We start from the raw sequence: 17,752 nt of genomic DNA, 5'->3' as shown, positions 1-17,752 counted from the left end.
GGCGAGTCAAAAAACCGTCGCTGCTTTCCTTGCTCCCGCCGCACCGCTGTCAAAAATAATGAAGACACCGGAGCACCACGCCAAATGAGGCGCCTACTCCGACCTGAGCCGGTATCCCACCCCCGCCTCGGTCAGGATATAACGGGGGCGCGAGGCGTCGACCTCGATCTTGCGCCTGAGGTTGCTTATGTTGACCCGCAGGACGTGGGGCTGCTCCAGGTAGGCCACACCCCAGATCTGCCTGAGGATCTGGCTGTGGGTCAGCACCTTCCCGGCGTGGGTCGCCAACATGCGCAGCAACTCGTACTCGGTGGGGGTGAGCGGCACCTCTTCCCCCCGCACGCTCACCCTGCGGTGCGGCAGGTCGACCCGGAGCTCGCCCACCTGGAACACCGGCTCCGGCACCTGCTGCAGCGAGCGGCGCAGCGCCACCTTGATCCGGGCGAGCAGTTCCCCGATCCCGAAGGGCTTGGTGAGGTAGTCGTCGGCACCGCAGTCGAGCGCCCGCACCTTCTCGTCCTCGCGCTCGCGCACCGAAATGACGATGATGGGGACCTGGGACCATTCGCGCACCCGCCTGATCACCTCGATGCCGTCCAGGTCGGGAAGCCCCAGGTCCAGGAGGATGACGTCGGGACGCACCGCCACCGCCGCGGCCAGCCCGGCATGCGCGCTGTCCGCCAGGTGCACCGAGTAGTCGCCGGTATCGAGCGCCGTCTTCAGGAAACGCTGGATGGCGACCTCGTCGTCGATCACCAGGACCCGCGGCAGGTTCGTCTTTTGTTCTTCACCCTTCATCGGCTCTCCCTTCCGCAGCCGCACCAAGCGGCACCTCCACCACGATTTTCAGCCCCTTCCCCTTCCTGTTCTCCGCCCGGATCGACCCGCCGTGCGCCTCGACGATGCCCCGGCAGATGGAAAGCCCGAGCCCCGTCCCACCCACCACCTCCGGGACCGGAGTGCGGTAGAACTTCTCGAAGATGTGCGGCAGGTCCGCTTCCGGGACTCCCGGGCCGCGGTCGGCCACGCCGAGCACCAGCCGTTCTCCCTCCACGTGGGCATCGACCTCCAGTTCCCCGCCGGTCGCGGCGTGCTTCAGCGCGTTGTCCAGCAGGTTGACCAGCACCTGGAGCATCAGCACGAAGTCGAGGGAGACCAGGGGGAGTTCCGGAGCCAGCCGCACCGAAACCGGCATCCCGCAAAGGCGCGCCTCCACCGTCGCTATCGCCGTCCCGATCAGGTCCTGCACGTCGCAGGGCTCCTTTTTCAGCTGCAGCACGCCGGCTTCCAGGCGGGTCATGTCCAGGAGGTTCCCGACGAATCGGTTCAGGCGCGCGGCCTCCTCGCGTGCGGTTTGCAGCAGATCGGTGCGGGAGGAGCCGTTGAGCTTCTCCCCTTCCTCCAGCACCGCGCTCAGGGCTCCGGTTATGGCGGTGAGCGGCGTGCGCAGGTCGTGGGAAATCGAGTTGAGCAGGGCCCGCTCCAGGTTCTCCCGCTCCTTGAGGATCCGCGTTTCCTGGGCCTGCCGCAAAAGGCGCAGCCGCTCCAGGGCCATGGCGATCTGGGTGGCGTAGGCGCTCAATAGCCGTTGCAGTTCCACGTCCTGCCGCACGTCTTGCTCTTCCAGCCTCAGGGCCAGCACCCCGTGCGTCTCCGCCAGGGCCTTAAGCGGCACGTAGGTCAGCCTGTCGCCGCCGTAGGAATCTGTCCCGGCCCCGGCCAGGCGCCGGGAGCGCAGGCACCACTCGGCGACCTGCAGGGCCTCTGGGGGCAAGGCGAACCCGCTGCTCGCCGCAGCCAGCGCCAACTCCTCCTCCCGCCCCAGGATCAGTGCCACCTGGCCGCCCAGCGAGTCCTCGAGATTGGCGACCGCCGCAGCCGCCAGGGAAACCGTGTCGGTCGCGGCGGCAAGATCGCGGCTCAGCCGGTACAGGCTCGCGGTCTGCCGTTCGCGCACCCTGAGTGCGTCGAGGCTTTCCCGCGCCTTGGCCACCAGGGAGCTGATCACGAGCCCCACCGTAAACAGGGCGAGGAAGGTCACCAGGTATTCCTTGTCGGCGATCCTGAAGGAGAGGCGGGGCGGCACGAAATAGAAGTCGAAGGCGAGCACGCCCAGAAAGGCGCTCAGCACGGCGGGTCGTCGCCCGAGAAAGAGCGCCGCCAGGACCACCACCAGCAGGTACCCCATCACCATGTTGACCGGCGAGAGATAGGGACGGGCCAGATCGCACAAAAGCGTCGCCACCGCGACCAGGGCGACCGAGGCCGCATATGCGCCCCCTCCCCGGTACCAGGCAGCGTGCGCCCTGCTCCGCAGTACGGCAGTCTCTAATGTGGATGTTCCCTGGCTTTCGCTCATATTTCGAATCTAGCAGAACTACCGGACCATACAAGTGGTTTTCCCACCTTCCCGGGTTCCCGGCAAGGGCGGACGTCAGACGCTCACCCGTATCGGCAGGATCACCGTGGTGATGCCGTCCCACTGCAGGCGGCGCTGGATGGCGAATGCGGTCTCGTTGTGCAGCATCCGGTGGTAGAACTTCTCCAGCCGGAACGTCAGCTGCCCGGTGAAGACGGTGCAGCGGGGATACTCCTCGCCGAGTTCCTTGCAGATGCCGACCACGCTCTCCACCACGTCCGTCGCCACCGCCATCCGGTAATCCGCCGCGAAGCCGAGCCTTCTTGCCAGCGCAGCGTACTTGGCAAGCCCCTCCTGCACCGACCGCTCCAGCGCCTCCAACTCCTCGGCCCCCTTGAACGAGCCCGAGTCGATCACGGCGACCGAGACGAAGACGACGTTCTTGTAGGTCTTGGGGAAGGTGGTCAGGATCGAAAGAAGCGTGTGCACCCCGAATCCTGAGTAGGCCGAAACGAGCTGTATCGCCGTCGGGTCGTTGCGCGAGGGCGCAGCTTCGTTGACGGGGCCGCTGGTGGGGAAATCGAGCAGCGCCTCGTCCAGTTGTGCCATCCCCTTGCGCACCGTCTGGTAGTGTCCCCTGATCAGGTAGCAGATCCCGATCACGACCGAGGTGATGAGCAGCGTGAGCCATCCGCCTTCAGCGAACTTCTCGACCGTGGTGACCGCCAGGATGGTGGCACACAGTATCAGGCCGACCAGGTGCACCGAGAGGTGCCGCATCCACTGTGGATCCTCGCGGCGGCGCTGGATGTAGAACCGCGACATCCCCAGCTGTGACAGCGAGAAGGTCAGGAAGACGTTGATGGAGTACATGACCACGAGCGCCGAGACGCTCCCGCCGGTGTACACCAGGAGCACGATGGAGGCAAGCCCCATCAGGACGATGCCGTTGCGCATGGTGAGGCGCACCGAAAGCGCCGCGAAACGGTGCGGCAGCCAGGAGTCGACCGCCATGTTGGACATGACCCGCGGGCCGTCGACGAACCCGGCCTGCGCGGCGACCAGGAGCAGTGCGCCTTCCGAGAAGATGGTGACGAAGGCAAGGACCCCGCCCATCGGCCAGTCGGCGAAGAGGGCGTCGGCCAGCACCGAGTTCAGCGTCTTCCCCTCCACCGGCCTGACCCCGATCAGCGTGTAGCAGAGAAAGAGCAGACCTGCGGTAAAGGCCAGCGAACTCGCCATGTACATCATGGTCCTCTTACCGGTCTGCACGCGCGGCTCGCGCATGATCTGCAGGCCGTTGGAAACCGCCTCGATGCCGGTGTAGGTACCGCCCCCCAGGGAATAGGCACGCAGGAAGAGCATCATGATGCCGAAGACGCCGATGGTGGAGAGGTCGTGCGAGAGCCCCGAGTGAAAACCCGCGGCAAGCGGCGCGAAGCGGTCGGTGTGGGTGAAGATGCCGTCCAGCAAAAGGAGCACGTGCGTCGCGACGAAGACCATGAAGATCGGGGCCATCACGGAGATCGATTCCTTCACCCCCCTGATGTTCAAAACGATCAGCACCACGGCGAGGGCACAGGCCACCTCGACCTTGTAGGCGTGAAAGGGCTTCGGGATGTAGCTGAACAGGGCGTCGACGCAGGAGGCGATGGAGACGGTGATGGTCAGCACGTAGTCGACCAGAAGGGCGCTCCCCGAGACCACCCCCGCCCTTTCCCCCAGCATGTGCGTCGCCACGATGTAGCCACCGCCGCCATGCGGGAAGTGCTCGATGATGCGGGAGTAGGCGTAGGAGATGATGAAGACGGTGAGCGCCGTGAAGAGTCCGAGCGTGATGGCCAGGTAGGTGTGGCTGCCAAGGGCGCGAAAGGCCTCCTCGGGGCCGTACGACGACGAGGAAAGCCCGTCAGCGCCCAATCCCACCCAGGCCAGAACCGGAACGAGGGACATCTTGTGAAAGAGGCTCGGGTCCTTCAGATATTTCGGCGCCCCGAAAACCGCCGTTGCAATTCGTTTGACCAAGTTTTGCCTTGCCTCGGGCAGTTCCTGTCCCATGCTCGCGCCTCCCTTACCGGGCCGCTTTTTTCCGGCCCTGAAAGGAGGCTACCGCTTGCGGCATAAAGAGGGTGTCAAGATGCGGCCGGGCGCATCAAGAAAGTATCAAGACCGCCACCGGGCGTTGCGTGTTTAGGGAGAGGGGTTCGCGAGGAAAAACATTCGGCGTGCGGCGGCAGAAGATCTTGACCACTTCGTGACCTCTTTCAGCCCGATCTTGATCCTGCCTTTATCCGCAAAGCGCTATGGTGAAATCATGAAATCGGGAGAAAACGGGAGGACGACATGAAGATCTACCTTTTCAACACGGAAGATGGCCTCTACCTCGGCGAGGATTTTGCCGACGATGCCATGGCCGGCGGCTCAAGCGTCCCGGCAGGCGCGACCGCGATAGCACCTCCCCCCTTCGGACGGAGGGAGGTGCCGGTGTTCGTGGCCGCAGAGAACAGGTGGGTACTGCAGCCTCTCCCCGCTACTCGACGACCATAGGCGCCTTCTGGAGCAAAGAGACGCAAGCCTATAAAGGCCCGATTTTGTGCGGCTTTAACATCGTTAGGCCGCCTCGGGTAGGATATGGGCCTTTCCCCTCCTATTCTATGCTTAGAAGTTCGACCTCAAATATGAGAGTGGCATTCGGCGGTATTGCCTGTCCAGCGCCACGGCTTCCGTAGGCCAGCTCAGGGGGACAGAAAAGCTTGGCTTTGCCTCCGACCTTCATCATCTGGACCCCTTCGGTCCAACAGGGAATAACGTTCGAAAGGGGTAATTTTGTGACCATTTTACTGTTGTATGAACTGTCGAATTCCCTGCCATCGGGCAGGGTGCCGCGATAGTCGACTCCTACGATGCTCGATGCCTTAGGTGACGGGCCGCTCCCCTCCTTGATGGGCTGATACACCATTCCGGACGCTGTCTTTATGGCCCCATTTTCTCTTGCTGCGTCAGCAATAATATCATTAGCCGCAGCCAGGCCGGGAACAGCAATAGCCATCGCAATTACTATACTCGCCACTCTTTTCATCTTTGCTCCTGTTCGTGGTCTGAATCTTACATCAATCGCGTGATGCTATCATCAGGCTCTGTTTCCATCAATGATTATGTCCTCTTCTTATTGCCACCCATACTCCGATCCAGCTCCTTTGCATGGTGCTGCCTGGCCTTCTCCTGGTGCCGAGTTAAGTAACCGATTCTATAACCATAGGCCCCTTTTGCAGCCTCTTGTAATAGAAATTCTGGCCGTAGAGGACGGCGGCGGGGTTGTGGCCGGTGACGCGGTCCTTCACGACAAGCGTGGTGACCGGGGCCTTGGAGTACTTGTTGAAAAGCATGTCGTGGCCGACGCACAGGCCGACGATCATGTTCATGTCGGTTTCGAGGCTGTTGCAGATCTCCGCCTGTGCGATCGGGTTGCAGGCGGGCTCGAAGGTCCCGGGGCGCACCTTGTCGCTTTCGGCCAGTCCCAACTCCTTCTTGTCGATGCTCCCCGCCTTGCAGCAGACGCTGAAGGGGGTGAATCCCTGGGCCTTCAGGATGGCTACCAGCCGCTCGCACTCGTCGAGCAGGCCGATGCAGGTTGCGATACCGATCCTCTGGTAACCCATGAGCTTCGCGAAGGCGATGGTGTCCTCGACCCGGGTCCAGCGCGCGTTCACCGCGTCGCTGCCGGGGATGGGCTGGTAGCAAAGCCCCTCGACGCGGGCCGCCACGAACGCCATCTTGGCGTCCTCGCTCTCCCCTTTCATCAGCTCCGCCGTTTCCTTCACCACGGCGGCATGCCGGTCGGCCGGACAGTTCCCGGGCCTGGGCGGCGCGGTGGCCGGATCTCCGCTCCAGCAGTTGGTGGTCCCTTTCTTCTGCCAAACCGCGCTGCAGCTCGCGCAGGTGACCTCGGCGTACTCCTTTTCCATGTCTCCTCCTTGTAAGCTCCAACCAAAGACGATTAACCGAAGACGCCATGCCGTAAAGGCAGGCCGTCATGAAAATTTGAGCTGCTGGCTTTCCCCAGCCAAAGCGTCTCTCTGCGTCCTGGCGCCTCCGCGCCTTTGCGTCAAGGGTTTACCGGCTCCTGGATCAACACGTAGGGGGAGACGATCAGGCAGTTGAAGATCTTCCCCTTCTCGGCATCCCATTTCTTTACCTGCTCGAGGCTCGGCTTGGTCAAAAGGGACGAAGAGAGCCAGCGCTGCACCGCCTGCACCTCGTCCGCCGCGAGGGCCGCCCCCACCTCGACAAGCTCCAGCAGCGGGTCCACCACGATCACCCCGCCGCGCTCCAGGTGCGCCCTGAGCGAAAGCCAGTCGGCGATATCAACCTTGGTGGCAAGTTCCTCCTTGGCATCGGTCATGTCAAACTCCTATTCGAAAGATTTCTTGAAATCGGCGATGGTCTGGCGCAGGGCCGCCACCTCCTCGCGCAGGCCGGCAACCTCCTGCTCCAACTCCGCGATCCGCTTGCTGTCCGCGCCCCCCCTCGAAGCTTCCGGCGCAGCGGCCAGTTCGGCGAGATCAGGCTCGCCCGACAAGAGCTGGCAGTAGCGCGGCTCCTTGCGTCCCGGCTGAACCGGCAGGCGCGTCACCAGCGGAGGCGTCCTCTCCATCAGGTCCTGCAGCACCGCCTCCACCTCGGCAAGGTCGGCGAAGGCGTGCATCCGCTCGCCGCGGGTCCTCAGCTCCCCCACCGTCTGCGGGCCGCGCAGCATCAGCTCGCACAAAAGCGCAAGCTCGGCCGGGGTGAAACGGAACTTTTCCACCAACGCGTGACGGTACTTGGACACCCTGCCGCCAACGCCGGAGAGGAGGGCGAACTGCTTGAAGCGCAGGGTGTCGAGGGCGCCGGTCACCTCGGTCTCATCGAGGTTGGCAACCGGGTCACGGTTCGATTTCTGGTTGCAGGCGTTCACCAGCGCGTTCAGGGAAAGGGGGTAATACTCCGGCGTGGTCAGTTCCTTCTCGATCAGGGAACCGAGCACTCTAACTTCGATGGCGTTAAGGGTCACATCCATGGGGAAAGCTCCTTTATCCGGGGGCTTCTGGTCATCAATAAAACAACGGGGATTGCACCTTATGCCATACCCGGGCGTGAAGTCGCTCCAACTTACTAGATTCCCGGACATGGTTCAATGCAAAAAGAGCGGTTGCGGCAGCGAAGACTCTTCTGTTGTATAACAATATTTTATTTGTTATGGTATGGCACAGTTAAGGCGGCAGCAGCAAATCCGCGCAAGGAGATGACATGGCGGTTAACCTGGATCTGAAGAAGATCAACAAGACGATAAAGATATTTACCGTGGCGCAGTTCGGGCTGATCGCCCTGCTGATCTATACCGCGGTCAACTTCCAGCAGCGGCTGCAGGCAGTGGGCAGGGGCTACCGCTTCATGAACGGGGTGGTCTATGCCTTCGTGATCCAGTTGCTGCTCTTCTACCCCATCTTCAGGTTCGCCGCCAAGGAAGCCGAGCGGGACCTCGCCATCGCCGGGATGTCACCGACCCAGGAGGAGGCCAAGGAGTTCGCCAAGAAAAAAAGATGGACCGATGTGGCCAAGATGTCCGTCCTGGGCTTCTACTTCATCTTCGCCCTGGCGTCCCCGCCGGATCCCTTCATCCTCAGCATCATCATCTACAGCTTCCTGCTCACCGTCCTCACCTACCTGCAGTGCTACAGCTTCGCGGTGAAGAAAGGCTCCAAATAGGCTGAGGTCGAGTTTAAAGAAAAGAAACGCCCCTAAGGGGCGAAGAGCCGGCTTTCGAGAAGGCCGCCACGCTATCGTGGCGGCTTCTTTTTTTGGGGCTATTTTTTCGATTCCGCGGATTTGGCGCGCACCTGCGCTATCCGCTCCTCGGGGAGTCCCAGCCATTCCAGGAAACTCTGGTGCCCCGAAGGGTTTTCCCTTTCGAACAGGGTGTGCCAGTGCCCCATGAGGTTGTCGTCCACCCCGAGGGACCTGAACCTGGAGTTCCACTCTTCCATCGTCACTTTCTTCTTCGTTTCCGACATGGCCTGAATCCTCCTTCCCCCCCATATGGTAATGATTCCACAAGGAGACCCGTGCAGTAAAGTGCCGATTGTCCTGACAAAGCCGGCACCTGAAAGTCACAGCAAACAAAAAAAGAGGACCGGCACCAGATTTTGCTGGACTAGCGGGCACCGTCCCACGTACCATCCGGGAATAGCCTGGAGCTAGACATCAACCCCATGAGAAGGAACCGAGTAAAAATGGCAATTGCAAAGAAAGGCGACAAAGTACGGATCAACTACACCGGCAGCTTGGAAGATGGCACCATCATCGACACCACCCTCGACACCGGTTGCTGCGAAGACGACGATTGCGGATGCGGCGATAACGGCTGCGAAGACGACGACTGCGGCTGCGGCGAATCCGGCCCGATGGAATTCACCATCGGCAACGAGGAGTTCTTCCCGCAGATCGAAGAGGCCCTGGTCGGCATGGCCCCCGGCGAGAAGAAGACCATCGTGATCCCGGCCGAGGACGCCTTCGGCGAGTACGACGAGGACGAGGTCTTCGCCATCAGCCGCGAGCAGCTTACCGGCGACATCGAGCCGGAAGTCGGCATGGAGCTGGAGCTGACCGGCGACGACGACGAGCCGGTCGACGTGGTCGTGGTCGAGGTGAACGAGACCGCCATCGTGGTCGACGCCAACCACCCGCTGGCGGGCGAAGACATCACCTACGAGATCGAGCTGCTGGAAGTCCTCTAGATAAACCGTCCCTGTTTGCGGGGGCGCCGTTGCACTGACTGAAATGTGGGGGCGAATCATTCGCCCCCACACGATTCACAACGAAAACGGCGTCGAACCACGAGCCGCCTCCCCGCATGCAGAGGCGCGTCATTCCTTGAAGAAGATGCATACCTCAGAAACAACCATTCCCGCCGCCAATCCGCAAGCGAAGCACGTGCTCCCCTGGAACCCGGGAGAGAAGCCGCTCATGCTCGCCCCCATGCAAGGGCTCACCAACCGCGCGCTGCGCGAGTTGTTCACGAAATGGGTGCGCCCGGACGTGGTCTGGACCGAATTCATGCGGGTGAACTCCCAGTCGGAGAAGAAGCTCCTCATGCCGGGGGACGTGCGCGAGTGCGCCGCCGAAGAGAACGGGGTGCCGCTGGTGGTCCAGCTGATCGGGCACGGAAAGGACGCGCTGGTCGCCGCGGCGCGGACCGCCCAGAAAGCGGGCGCGGTGCACATCAATCTGAACATGGGCTGCCCCTACGGGCGTATGACCAGCGGGCTGACCGGTGGCGGGATGCTGAAGCGCCCGGAACTGCTGCAGGAGATCATCCCGGCGCTGCGGCAGGAAATACGCGGCTCCTTCTCGGTCAAGATCCGTGCGGGGTACGAGGACCCGCAGCAGATCTTCTCGCTGCTCCCACTTTTCGAGAGCTCCCGGATCGACTTCCTGGTGCTGCACCCGCGCACGGTGCGCCAAGCCTACGAAGGGTTCGCCGACCACGCCGTCACCGCGGAGGTGATCAAGCGGACCGCCATTCCCGTGATCGCCAACGGCGACATCAGGAGCGCCGCTTTCGGCCTGGAGCTGCTGGAACGCACCGAGGCGGCCGGCCTCATGCTCGGCCGCGGCGGCATCGGCGAGCCGATGCTTTTCCAGAGGCTGCGCGGCCGCGCCGCCGCCGCTCCCGACCTGGCCGAGAGGCGTGCCATGCTGCACCGCTACCTGAGCGACCTCCTTCCTCTCTACGGCAAGCTCTTCTGCGGCGACATGCAGGTGCTGGGCAAGATCAAGGGTGTGGTCTCCAACGTGGAGGACCACGAAATGGAGCGCGAGCTGAAGCAGCTCAAGCGTGCCAAGAACCTGCACGCCTTCCGCGCCGCAGTAGAAGACCTAGCAGCTTAGTCCTTAGTCCCCACCCCCAGTAACGAGTCACGAGTCCCCCAGCCTCTAGCATCTACCCCTTAGCCTCTTCCCAGTAATCCCTTGCAAAGAAAAACAGGGCCGCGGCCACCGCCTGGATACCCACAGGGACCAGGAAGGCCGAATGGAACGCCTGCGCCGTCGCCTCCGGCGTGGTCTTGCCCACGGCGTCGAGCACCATCCCCATGATCTGCTGCACGGAAGCCGCCCCCAACAATACGAAGAGGTTGATGGAGGTGAGCGCGGTGCCGACGATGGAGACCGGGAACATGGAGCGGTTGATCGGGTAGATCATGACGCCGCTCGACACGGCCAGCCCCAGGCAGAAGAAATACGCGCCCAATAGCAGCAGGGGGAGATGATCGAGCGGCCCCTGGAAGCCGGTCATCAGGATCAGCAGCAGTATCTGCCCCCAGAGAAAGGTCTTCTTGTAGGAATGCGCCAGCTTCCGGGCGATGGAATCGATCACCAGGCTGCCGCAGATGAACCCGATCGAGGTGAACATCAGCATCCGCCCCGTCTCCTCCCGCGACAGCTTGAGCACCTCCATCAGGTACGGCCCCCCCCACAGCCCCTGCACCGCCAGGTAGCATCCGTACCAGGCGAAGGCCAGCCCCGCCAAGAGCCAGAAGTCCCGGTTGGTCGTGATGTGCTTCCACGCCTGCAACATCCCCATCTTCACCGGCGCCGGCTCGCCGGCACCTTCCACGGCCACCGCAGGACGGTCGCGCACCAGCAAGAAGACCAGCACCGTGGCCAAGGCCTGCATGACGCCGATGGCGAGGAACGAGTTGCGCCATCCGATCCAGGCCACCGCCAGCGCCAGCGGCGCCGTCCCGGCCAGGTTTCCCATGTTCCCCACCGCGACCATCAGGCCGGAGACCTTACCGAACTCCTGCCTGGTAAACCAGTGGCTGAAAAGGCTGAAGGTCGCCATCAATACCGAGGCGGTGCCGATGCCGATGAGGATGCGCGCGACCAGTGCCTGCCCCATGCTGCCCGCCTGCGAGAAGAGGATCCCCCCAATGGCGGTCAGCACGCCGCAACCGCTGATCACCACGCGGCTCCCCAGCCGGTCGATCATCGGCCCCAGCGGGATCTGCGCAGCGGCATAAACGTAGAAGAGGATGCTGGAGAGCGACCCCAGTTGGGCCGGGGTGAGGTGCAGGTCGCGAGAGACGTCCTTGGCGACCACGGCCAGCGATACGCGATAGAAGTAGACCAGGATGTAGATAAGGGACAGGATGAAAAAAATCAACCAGCGCTGGCGGCGCTGACGTTCGTCGATCATTGTATACGCTCCTCCGCCGCGCACTCTAACACAGCGCTTGGTCAAACTCAACCAAGCGTGCGGAATCACATGCACCTTGTGGACATTGTGTTTTCCGGTACTCTCTTACTGGCTGTGTCAGTGCGAGCGAGGTCCTCGCGCACGTGACCCTGTAGGGGCGAATAATCATTCGCCCGGCCATTGGCACCTTAAGCCCTTTGCTCCCCGGAAAGGGGAGCAAAGGGAACCCGAAGGAGGATATGAGATGTTCCTGGAAAGCGACATTAAGCTGGGGTTCAGCGACGTGCTGATCAGACCAAAGAGATCGAACCTGAAGAGCAGGGCCCAGGTCGACCTGCAGCGGCACTTCAGGTTCCTGCACAGCAAGTACGACTGGAGCGGCGTGCCGGTCATAGCCGCCAACATGGATACCACCGGGACCTTCGAGGTGGCGGACCGGCTTGCCGAGCACGGGATGCTGACCGCACTCCACAAGCACTACACGGTGGCCGAGTGGGATGCCTGGCTCGACAACCATGACCAGGGTGACGACATCTACAACCGGATCATGGTCAGCACCGGCACCTCCGACAGCGACTACGAAAAGTTCTCCGCCATCATCGCGAATCATCCGAAGCTGCAGTTCATCTGCATTGACGTTGCCAACGGCTACGCGGAGAGCTTCGTCGAGTTCGTGCAGAAGGTGAGGGACGGCTTCCCCGACAAGACTATCGTCGCGGGCAACGTGGTCACCGGCGAGATGGTCGAAGAGCTCCTCTTGTCAGGCGCCGACATCGTCAAGGTGGGGATCGGTCCCGGCTCGGTCTGCACCACCCGCATCAAGGCAGGTGTCGGCTATCCGCAGCTTTCTGCTGTGATCGAGTGCGCCGATGCCGCGCACGGGCTGGGTGGAAGGATCATTTCCGACGGTGGCTGCACCTGTCCGGGGGACGTCGCCAAGGCATTCGGCGGCGGGGCTGATTTCGTCATGCTGGGAGGGATGCTCGCCGGCCATGACGAGAGCGGCGGCCAGATCGTTGAGCGCGGCGGGAGGCAGTTCAAGCTCTTTTACGGCATGAGTTCGACGACGGCTATGGATAAACACTCCGGGGGCGTCGCCCATTACCGCGCATCGGAGGGAAAGACGGTGGAAGTTCCCTACAGGGGGCCGATTGACGAGACGGTGCGCGACATCCTGGGGGGGGTGCGTTCCGCCTGCACCTACGTGGGGGCCGCCGCGCTCAAGGAACTGACCAAGCGCACGACCTTCATCAGGGTGCAGGAACAGGAGAACAGGATCTTCGGATAGGGCCGCCTGTTTCCCCTCGCCCTCAACAGGCTCCGGCCGGCAGACGGGAGAGGGGGAAATGACGGCAGTCGCCACGGTGGTGCGGCGCCTTCAGTTGACGGTGATCATCGCGTACCCCTTGTTCTGGTAACCGATCAGCGAGGTCAGCACGTTGCCGACCAGCTTCACCTCCGGGACGAGCAGGGCCGGATCGACCTTGAACACCCTCATGGCGACCGCACATGCCTCGAAGCGCACGCCCTTCTTCTTCAACTCCCTGATCAGCTCCAGCGCCTCCTTGTTGATCACCGGTGCGGTCAGAAGCTTGACGCCGGGGCCGCGGAAGGAGACCACCATTTCCGGCCGTACCCCCTGCGCGGTCATGCCGTCGAAGGTTTCCGCGATCAGCTCGAGGTTGAAGACCAGCCGTTCCCAGTCCGGCACCCGCGCGTCGAAGATGACCCGTGCGCTCTTCAATCCCGCCAGGGCGTCGTGGTCCTCCGCTTTAGGGGCCGCCCCCGCGACAGCGACGCTAAGCAGCAGGAACAGCAAGGAGAACAACAGTCGTCTCAGCATCCGTCACCTCCCGGGCAACCCCTCAAGGGCCGCCTTCATGCGCCTGAGCGCTTCCTTCAAGAGTTCCCGGCGGCAGCCGAAGTTGAGCCTCACGTAGCCGGGAAGGCCGAAGTCGCTCCCGCCGGAGAGGCCGACACCGGCTTCTTCGAAGAAGCGGACCGGGTCCTCGATCCCCGTCTTGCGCAGATCGATCCAGGAAAGGTAGGTCGCCTCGACCCGCGCCGCACAGAGCCCCATCCCGGTCACCTCTTCTTCCACCAGGTCCCTGTTGCCGCGCAGGTATTCCAGCAGTTCCCGGCGCCACTCCTCCCCATCGCGATATGCCGCCTCGGCGGCGGTGTAGCCCAAGAGATTCACGTGCGGCACGATGCGCCCCATCGCCTTCCTGAAGGCCCGCCGCAAGGTGTCGTCGGAGATGACCGCGAAGGAGCAGCCGAGCCCCGGCACGTTGTAGGTCTTGCTGGGAGCCATCAACGTGATGGTGCGCCGGCTGGTCTCCGGGGAGAGAGTGGCGATCGGGATGTGCCGCACGCCCGGTTCGAGGACCAGGCCGGCATGGATCTCGTCGCTGCAGATCACCAGGTCGTGCCGCGCGGCGAACTCATCCAGGGCGACCAGTTCCTCACGGGTCCAAACCCGCCCCACCGGGTTGTGCGGGCTGCACAGCAGGAGCTGCCTCGTCCTCGGTGTCACCGCGGCCTCCAGCGCCTCCAGGTCCAGGCCCCAGCGACCCGCTTCGCAAACGAGCGGCACGTTGATCGCGTTGCGCCCCGAGAGTGGGGGCGCCGACATGAAGGGGGGATAGACCGGTGTGAAGGTAACGACGTCGTCACCCGGCTCCCCCACCGCCCGGCAACTCACGTTGAGCCCGGTCACCAGCCCCGGCAACCACGTGATCCATTCCCGCCGCACCTGCCAGTCGTATTCCGCCTGCAGCGAGTCGATCACCGCCTGCACCAGCCCCTGGGGCGGCGCGGTGTAGCCAAAGACTCCGTGTTCCACCCGCTCGTGCAGCGCCTTTATGATGGCGGGGGGCGAACGGAAATCCATGTCCGCCACCCAAAGGGGGATGACGTCGCGGTCGCGGTACTTGTCCCACTTCTCGCTCGCGGTGCCGCGCCGGTCGATGATCTCGTCGAAATCGAACTTCTTCTGCGTCATTTAAGCTCCCATACGGTCAGTTCGGAAATGCCGTGCTGGAACTTGCGGCGCGTCTCCCGTATCACGAACGGAACGTCGCGCGGCTCACCCAGCATCCGGAAATGAGGCGACAGCTCTGCCTTTAGGCCATCCAGGGTCCACACCGGCTCCCCCGCCTCCCGGTACCCTCCCAGCCACTCTTCTTTCTTGGTGTATTCCTCCAGCCATGTGTAGGGGGACACCAGCACCAGGAGACCGCCGGGATTGAGCCGGCCGCGGATGCCCGCAAGGAATCGGCGCGGCGAATAGAGCCGGTCCATGATGTTCGCGGCGAGCACCAGGTCGTAGCCGGAGAATTTATCCGGCAGGTTGCAGGCATCCCCCTGGTAGAACTGCACCCGGTCACGCAACGCGGCAAGCCCCAGCTCCTCCAGGCTCAGTTCGTGGAAAGAAACGATCTCCCCCTCTTCGGAAATGGCGTAGCGCAGGTACCCCTCCTCCTGCATCCGGGCCGCCAGCCTAAAGAACCTGCTGGAAAAGTCGATTCCCGTAACCCTTTCGAAGCCCCGCGCCAGTTCGAAGCTCGCCCGCCCCACCGCGCAGCCGAGGTCGAGGGCATGCCCCCTGGCGCGCCCGGATGTTAGCTCCAAACAGACGTCTGCGCAAGCCTTCGCGAAGTTAGGCACCCCGAAATGCTCCGGGCCGTAGTGGGCGTCGCAGTACTGCGCCGCCAGCGCGTCGGTCTCGTAGGGATCTTCGTGCAGTTGCACCGGGTTGTCGCTTTCCACGTAACGAAAGCCCGCGTGCTGGAAGAAGTGGCGCCGGAAGGCGTAGCGCGACTCGCGGGTCGCCTCGTTGCCGGTGGAGATCCAGGAGCCCCCCTTGATGAGGTTGTGGCGCGTGTCGAAGGTCGGCGTCGAGAAGTCGTCGTACCAGGGATGGATGCGGAACCCGTGGAAAGCGTAGATGGGGGTTTCGGTCCACTGCCAGACGTTGCCGACGACGTCGAAAAGCTGTCCGAAGCGGAAGCGGTCCACCGGACAGGACGACGCCCAGTAGGCGAGGTTGATGTTGCCGGGAGCCTCGCTCCACTCCTGGGGATCGCGCACGCCTGCGACGTCGTAGATCCGGTACCACTCGTCCTCGCTGGGAAGACGGAGCCGTTTCCCGGTCTTGTCGGCGAACCAGTTGCAAAACGCCTTCGCCTCCAGGTAGTTCACCTCCACCGGCCAGTTCCACGGGAGATCGATCACCTCCACCATGGTGCGCAGCCCCCAGCCATGCGGGCGCTCCACCCAGAACAGCGGGTGCTCGGCATTCTTGAAGTTGCGCCAGTGCCACCCCTCCTCGCTCCACCAGCGCTCCTCGCGGTACCCGCCGGCCTCCACGAAGGAGAGGTACTCGCGATTGGACACGAGATATTTCGATGCGGCGAACCCCTGCAGCTGAGCCTCGTGATGACCGTACTCGTTGTCCCAGCCGTAGAGCGGATGCCCCTCTTCCTTGCCCAGCACCACCTCTCCTCCGGGAACCGGAACCAGCTCGTTCTCCGGGGGGGCGCCCGCATCCCGGCAGATCTCCCAGAACTCGTGGCGGCGCACCCGGTCGATGGGGAGCTGTCGGATCAGCACCGAGGAAGTCTCCAGGTGGATCCGCTCGTGCTCGATCCCCATCACGATGGCCCAGAAGGGGCTCTCCCAGGTGATGGGGAGGGTGAGCGGCAGGGTCTTGATCAGCCCTGTCACCAACTCGCGCACCTGGTCGCGATACGCCTTCACCTCGCCCCGGGTGGGCCAATCGTAGTGAGTCTCGTCCAGGTCGTCCCACGACATCTCGTCCACGCCGACCGCGAACATCGCCTCCAGGCGCGGGTTGATCCGCTTTTCGATGAGCCGGGCGATCACCAGCTTGTTGACGAAGAACGAGGCGGTGTGCCCAAAGTAGAAGATGAGCGGGTGACGCAGCCGATCCGCCCTCAGGTAGAAGGCACCGTCATCCTTCAAGGTGTCATAGAGCAGCTCATCTATCGTGAACGTGGCGTTGAAGTATTCAAGTATCTCGGCGCGTTTCTGTTCAGGATCGCCTTCGTTCAATACCACGCTATGAGTTTTTTTCAGATCCATGTCCGCCCCCAGGTTTTATTGCTGTCACACGCAGTTTTCCTTCTGACTGAAGCAGCCGTTTCAAATGATACCAGAACTTTTCCTGCAGGCGTCGTCGCCGGGTCAGGTGACAGTGTCCCGATATTGACACCGCGGGTGATAACTTCATCCTTTTCGCAGGTTGGAGGCTCCCGGGAGGAGTCGTTCTATAAATTACAAGTCAGCCATAGTGTGGGTAGCTGCCTGCGCCTCGCCAACTGCCATGCGCTTAATGACGCGGCGCAATACGTCGGTGACCGGCTCAGAGAGTACGGCCTGAAGGTAAGCGAGCAGAGCGACCTGTCAGGGGGAAGAACGGTGGTGAATCTCGAAGGGGTGCTGCGGGGAGCCGGGGCGGTGGCCGATCTGATCAGGAAATAAAGGCGGTTGGCTTAAACGAAGCCGAGTTCGACACGTCTGCCAAAGACTTTGGCGATCTTCTCGAGCGTCTTGATGGTAGGGTTCGCCTTGCGGGGATTCTCCAGGCGCTGATAGACCTGGTAGGCAATGTTCAACTGCTTTGCGATTTCCATCTGCGAGCGCTCGGCACGCAGGGCCCGGAGCATGATTGCGACTGCGACGTGCGGCGCCACCGGGATCTGGTGCACGTTCTTCCCACTCATGTGAGACGGCTCCGGTATTTTGAAATTCCGCTCAAAATCCGACTCCAGGCAACCGTTCAGCGCTTCCTCAGCATTGAGCAGGGCTTCCTCGATCGTGAGGCCGTAGGTCATGACGTTATCAAAGTCAGGAAAGGTTACCAAGTAACCGTCTGCTTCTTTTTTTATGCGTGCGGCGTACGAAAGCATTTCTATTCCTTTATTCCCGCTTGTTTGAGGACCGCATGCACCAGCCCCTTGGGCAGGTCCGCATGGCCATGAACGGGGACGGGGATCGAGCGGCGACCATCCTTGATCATGACGTGGTGGCTGCCGGAGATACGATCCAGCCGCCATCCCGATTCCAGCAGCAGCTTTTTAAGCTGTTTCCCGGTCATTCGGATGATATACAACATATAAGGTGTAAGTCAA

20 protein-coding genes are annotated in these 17,752 nt (G+C 62.5%); 6 read left to right on the top strand and 14 right to left on the bottom strand.

The genetic code is table 11. The features are described from left to right. Window positions 1-93 precede the first annotated feature (93 nt). The 3 genes from KP003_RS19985 to KP003_RS19970 form a co-directional block, all read right to left on the bottom strand. The gene (locus tag KP003_RS19985) at window positions 94-798 is read right to left on the bottom strand and encodes a response regulator (protein WP_216497129.1); all 705 of its coding nucleotides are present in this window, start codon (window positions 796-798) and stop codon (window positions 94-96) included. Further along, window positions 788-2,359 (bottom strand): DUF4118 domain-containing protein, encoded by a 1,572-nt coding sequence (locus KP003_RS21410; protein WP_239027576.1) that lies wholly within the window; start codon window positions 2,357-2,359, stop codon window positions 788-790. The genes KP003_RS19985 and KP003_RS21410 overlap by 11 nt, the downstream gene beginning before the upstream one ends. Window positions 2,360-2,434: 75 nt before the next feature. Further along, window positions 2,435-4,417, bottom strand: coding sequence for an APC family permease (locus tag KP003_RS19970; protein ID WP_217300181.1), 1,983 nt, complete (start codon window positions 4,415-4,417; stop codon window positions 2,435-2,437). A gap of 285 nt (window positions 4,418-4,702) precedes the next feature. Here KP003_RS19970 and KP003_RS19965 point away from each other — a divergent pair, with 285 nt between their 5' ends. Continuing rightward, window positions 4,703-4,906 carry a hypothetical protein gene (locus KP003_RS19965; protein ID WP_217300180.1) on the top strand — a complete coding sequence of 68 codons (204 nt, stop codon included), beginning with the start codon at window positions 4,703-4,705 and terminating at the stop codon, window positions 4,904-4,906. Between the two features lie 100 nt (window positions 4,907-5,006). Here the strand turns inward: KP003_RS19965 and KP003_RS19960 are convergent, their stop codons facing one another. From KP003_RS19960 to KP003_RS19945, 4 genes are all read right to left on the bottom strand, one after another. After that, a complete protein-coding gene (locus KP003_RS19960) occupies window positions 5,007-5,438 on the bottom strand; it encodes an FKBP-type peptidyl-prolyl cis-trans isomerase (protein ID WP_217300179.1) in 432 nt (143 codons plus the stop codon). A gap of 154 nt (window positions 5,439-5,592) precedes the next feature. Then, window positions 5,593-6,324, bottom strand: a complete 732-nt coding sequence (locus tag KP003_RS19955) for a DUF1847 domain-containing protein (protein ID WP_217300178.1) — start codon at window positions 6,322-6,324, stop codon at window positions 5,593-5,595. Between the two features lie 140 nt (window positions 6,325-6,464). After that, window positions 6,465-6,761: a DUF2288 domain-containing protein gene (locus KP003_RS19950; protein ID WP_216789824.1), complete on the bottom strand. Its 297-nt coding sequence runs from the start codon at window positions 6,759-6,761 to the stop codon at window positions 6,465-6,467. A gap of 9 nt (window positions 6,762-6,770) precedes the next feature. Beyond that, window positions 6,771-7,418 (bottom strand): YceH family protein, encoded by a 648-nt coding sequence (locus KP003_RS19945; RefSeq protein WP_216497156.1) that lies wholly within the window; start codon window positions 7,416-7,418, stop codon window positions 6,771-6,773. Window positions 7,419-7,648: 230 nt separating this feature from the next. Here KP003_RS19945 and KP003_RS19940 point away from each other — a divergent pair, with 230 nt between their 5' ends. Next, on the top strand, window positions 7,649-8,107 hold the full coding sequence (locus tag KP003_RS19940; RefSeq protein WP_216497157.1) for a hypothetical protein: 459 nt from the start codon (window positions 7,649-7,651) through the stop codon (window positions 8,105-8,107). Between the two features lie 98 nt (window positions 8,108-8,205). Here KP003_RS19940 and KP003_RS19935 read toward each other — a convergent pair whose 3' ends face one another. Further along, window positions 8,206-8,412 carry a MerR family transcriptional regulator gene (locus KP003_RS19935; RefSeq protein ID WP_216497158.1) on the bottom strand — a complete coding sequence of 69 codons (207 nt, stop codon included), beginning with the start codon at window positions 8,410-8,412 and terminating at the stop codon, window positions 8,206-8,208. Between the two features lie 219 nt (window positions 8,413-8,631). Here KP003_RS19935 and KP003_RS19930 point away from each other — a divergent pair, with 219 nt between their 5' ends. Both KP003_RS19930 and KP003_RS19925 read left to right on the top strand, forming a co-directional pair. Continuing rightward, the gene (locus KP003_RS19930; protein ID WP_216497159.1) at window positions 8,632-9,135 is read left to right on the top strand and encodes an FKBP-type peptidyl-prolyl cis-trans isomerase; all 504 of its coding nucleotides are present in this window, start codon (window positions 8,632-8,634) and stop codon (window positions 9,133-9,135) included. Between the two features lie 145 nt (window positions 9,136-9,280). Then, on the top strand, window positions 9,281-10,288 hold the full coding sequence (locus KP003_RS19925) for a tRNA dihydrouridine synthase (protein ID WP_217300726.1): 1,008 nt from the start codon (window positions 9,281-9,283) through the stop codon (window positions 10,286-10,288). Between the two features lie 52 nt (window positions 10,289-10,340). On the opposite strand, the gene KP003_RS19920 is transcribed toward KP003_RS19925, so the two are convergent. Beyond that, window positions 10,341-11,597 carry an MFS transporter gene (locus KP003_RS19920; RefSeq protein ID WP_216789819.1) on the bottom strand — a complete coding sequence of 419 codons (1,257 nt, stop codon included), beginning with the start codon at window positions 11,595-11,597 and terminating at the stop codon, window positions 10,341-10,343. Window positions 11,598-11,841: 244 nt separating this feature from the next. On the opposite strand from KP003_RS19920, the gene KP003_RS19915 reads away from it, so the two are divergent. Beyond that, the gene (locus tag KP003_RS19915) at window positions 11,842-12,885 is read left to right on the top strand and encodes a GMP reductase (protein WP_216789817.1); all 1,044 of its coding nucleotides are present in this window, start codon (window positions 11,842-11,844) and stop codon (window positions 12,883-12,885) included. Between the two features lie 90 nt (window positions 12,886-12,975). Here KP003_RS19915 and KP003_RS19910 read toward each other — a convergent pair whose 3' ends face one another. From KP003_RS19910 to ovoA, 3 genes are read right to left on the bottom strand one after another with little or no spacing between them, the layout of a single operon-like run. Then, complete coding sequence (locus tag KP003_RS19910) at window positions 12,976-13,440, bottom strand: DsrE family protein (protein ID WP_216497162.1); 465 nt, start codon at window positions 13,438-13,440, stop codon at window positions 12,976-12,978. Between the two features lie 3 nt (window positions 13,441-13,443). Further along, on the bottom strand, window positions 13,444-14,601 hold the full coding sequence (locus tag KP003_RS19905; protein ID WP_216789816.1) for a MalY/PatB family protein: 1,158 nt from the start codon (window positions 14,599-14,601) through the stop codon (window positions 13,444-13,446). Continuing rightward, window positions 14,598-16,703, bottom strand: a complete 2,106-nt coding sequence (gene ovoA, locus KP003_RS19900; protein WP_216789814.1) for a 5-histidylcysteine sulfoxide synthase — start codon at window positions 16,701-16,703, stop codon at window positions 14,598-14,600. The genes KP003_RS19905 and ovoA overlap by 4 nt, the downstream gene beginning before the upstream one ends. A 210-nt stretch (window positions 16,704-16,913) precedes the next feature. Between ovoA and KP003_RS19895 the strand changes: the two genes are divergently transcribed. Continuing rightward, entirely contained in the window at window positions 16,914-17,102 is a 189-nt protein-coding gene (locus KP003_RS19895) for a hypothetical protein (RefSeq protein ID WP_216497165.1), read from the top strand. Window positions 17,103-17,113: 11 nt separating this feature from the next. On the opposite strand, the gene KP003_RS19890 is transcribed toward KP003_RS19895, so the two are convergent. Further along, window positions 17,114-17,530: a type II toxin-antitoxin system HicB family antitoxin gene (locus tag KP003_RS19890; protein ID WP_216497166.1), complete on the bottom strand. Its 417-nt coding sequence runs from the start codon at window positions 17,528-17,530 to the stop codon at window positions 17,114-17,116. Between the two features lie 2 nt (window positions 17,531-17,532). Further along, complete coding sequence (locus KP003_RS19885) at window positions 17,533-17,718, bottom strand: type II toxin-antitoxin system HicA family toxin (RefSeq protein ID WP_236026681.1); 186 nt, start codon at window positions 17,716-17,718, stop codon at window positions 17,533-17,535. Window positions 17,719-17,752 lie beyond the last annotated feature (34 nt).

This window comes from Geomonas diazotrophica, assembly GCF_019063885.1.
Taxonomy (GTDB): domain Bacteria; phylum Desulfobacterota; class Desulfuromonadia; order Geobacterales; family Geobacteraceae; genus Geomonas; species Geomonas diazotrophica.
Note: the sequence above shows the minus strand (reverse complement) of the source record. Positions and strands in the feature narration are given on the sequence as shown.

What these genes read in the sequence shown, in the direction of transcription:
- KP003_RS19985 (WP_216497129.1), bottom strand. Translation starts at nt 798, where the DNA reads ATGAAGGGTGAAGAACAAAAGACGAACCTGCCGCGGGTCCTGGTGATC.
- KP003_RS21410 (WP_239027576.1), bottom strand. Translation starts at nt 2,359, where the DNA reads ATGAGCGAAAGCCAGGGAACATCCACATTAGAGACTGCCGTACTGCGG.
- KP003_RS19970 (WP_217300181.1), bottom strand. Translation starts at nt 4,417, where the DNA reads ATGGGACAGGAACTGCCCGAGGCAAGGCAAAACTTGGTCAAACGAATT.
- KP003_RS19965 (WP_217300180.1), top strand. Translation starts at nt 4,703, where the DNA reads ATGAAGATCTACCTTTTCAACACGGAAGATGGCCTCTACCTCGGCGAG.
- KP003_RS19960 (WP_217300179.1), bottom strand. Translation starts at nt 5,438, where the DNA reads ATGAAAAGAGTGGCGAGTATAGTAATTGCGATGGCTATTGCTGTTCCC.
- KP003_RS19955 (WP_217300178.1), bottom strand. Translation starts at nt 6,324, where the DNA reads ATGGAAAAGGAGTACGCCGAGGTCACCTGCGCGAGCTGCAGCGCGGTT.
- KP003_RS19950 (WP_216789824.1), bottom strand. Translation starts at nt 6,761, where the DNA reads ATGACCGATGCCAAGGAGGAACTTGCCACCAAGGTTGATATCGCCGAC.
- KP003_RS19945 (WP_216497156.1), bottom strand. Translation starts at nt 7,418, where the DNA reads ATGGATGTGACCCTTAACGCCATCGAAGTTAGAGTGCTCGGTTCCCTG.
- KP003_RS19940 (WP_216497157.1), top strand. Translation starts at nt 7,649, where the DNA reads ATGGCGGTTAACCTGGATCTGAAGAAGATCAACAAGACGATAAAGATA.
- KP003_RS19935 (WP_216497158.1), bottom strand. Translation starts at nt 8,412, where the DNA reads ATGTCGGAAACGAAGAAGAAAGTGACGATGGAAGAGTGGAACTCCAGG.
- KP003_RS19930 (WP_216497159.1), top strand. Translation starts at nt 8,632, where the DNA reads ATGGCAATTGCAAAGAAAGGCGACAAAGTACGGATCAACTACACCGGC.
- KP003_RS19925 (WP_217300726.1), top strand. Translation starts at nt 9,281, where the DNA reads ATGCATACCTCAGAAACAACCATTCCCGCCGCCAATCCGCAAGCGAAG.
- KP003_RS19920 (WP_216789819.1), bottom strand. Translation starts at nt 11,597, where the DNA reads ATGATCGACGAACGTCAGCGCCGCCAGCGCTGGTTGATTTTTTTCATC.
- KP003_RS19915 (WP_216789817.1), top strand. Translation starts at nt 11,842, where the DNA reads ATGTTCCTGGAAAGCGACATTAAGCTGGGGTTCAGCGACGTGCTGATC.
- KP003_RS19910 (WP_216497162.1), bottom strand. Translation starts at nt 13,440, where the DNA reads ATGCTGAGACGACTGTTGTTCTCCTTGCTGTTCCTGCTGCTTAGCGTC.
- KP003_RS19905 (WP_216789816.1), bottom strand. Translation starts at nt 14,601, where the DNA reads ATGACGCAGAAGAAGTTCGATTTCGACGAGATCATCGACCGGCGCGGC.
- ovoA (WP_216789814.1), bottom strand. Translation starts at nt 16,703, where the DNA reads ATGGATCTGAAAAAAACTCATAGCGTGGTATTGAACGAAGGCGATCCT.
- KP003_RS19890 (WP_216497166.1), bottom strand. Translation starts at nt 17,530, where the DNA reads ATGCTTTCGTACGCCGCACGCATAAAAAAAGAAGCAGACGGTTACTTG.
- KP003_RS19885 (WP_236026681.1), bottom strand. Translation starts at nt 17,718, where the DNA reads ATGACCGGGAAACAGCTTAAAAAGCTGCTGCTGGAATCGGGATGGCGG.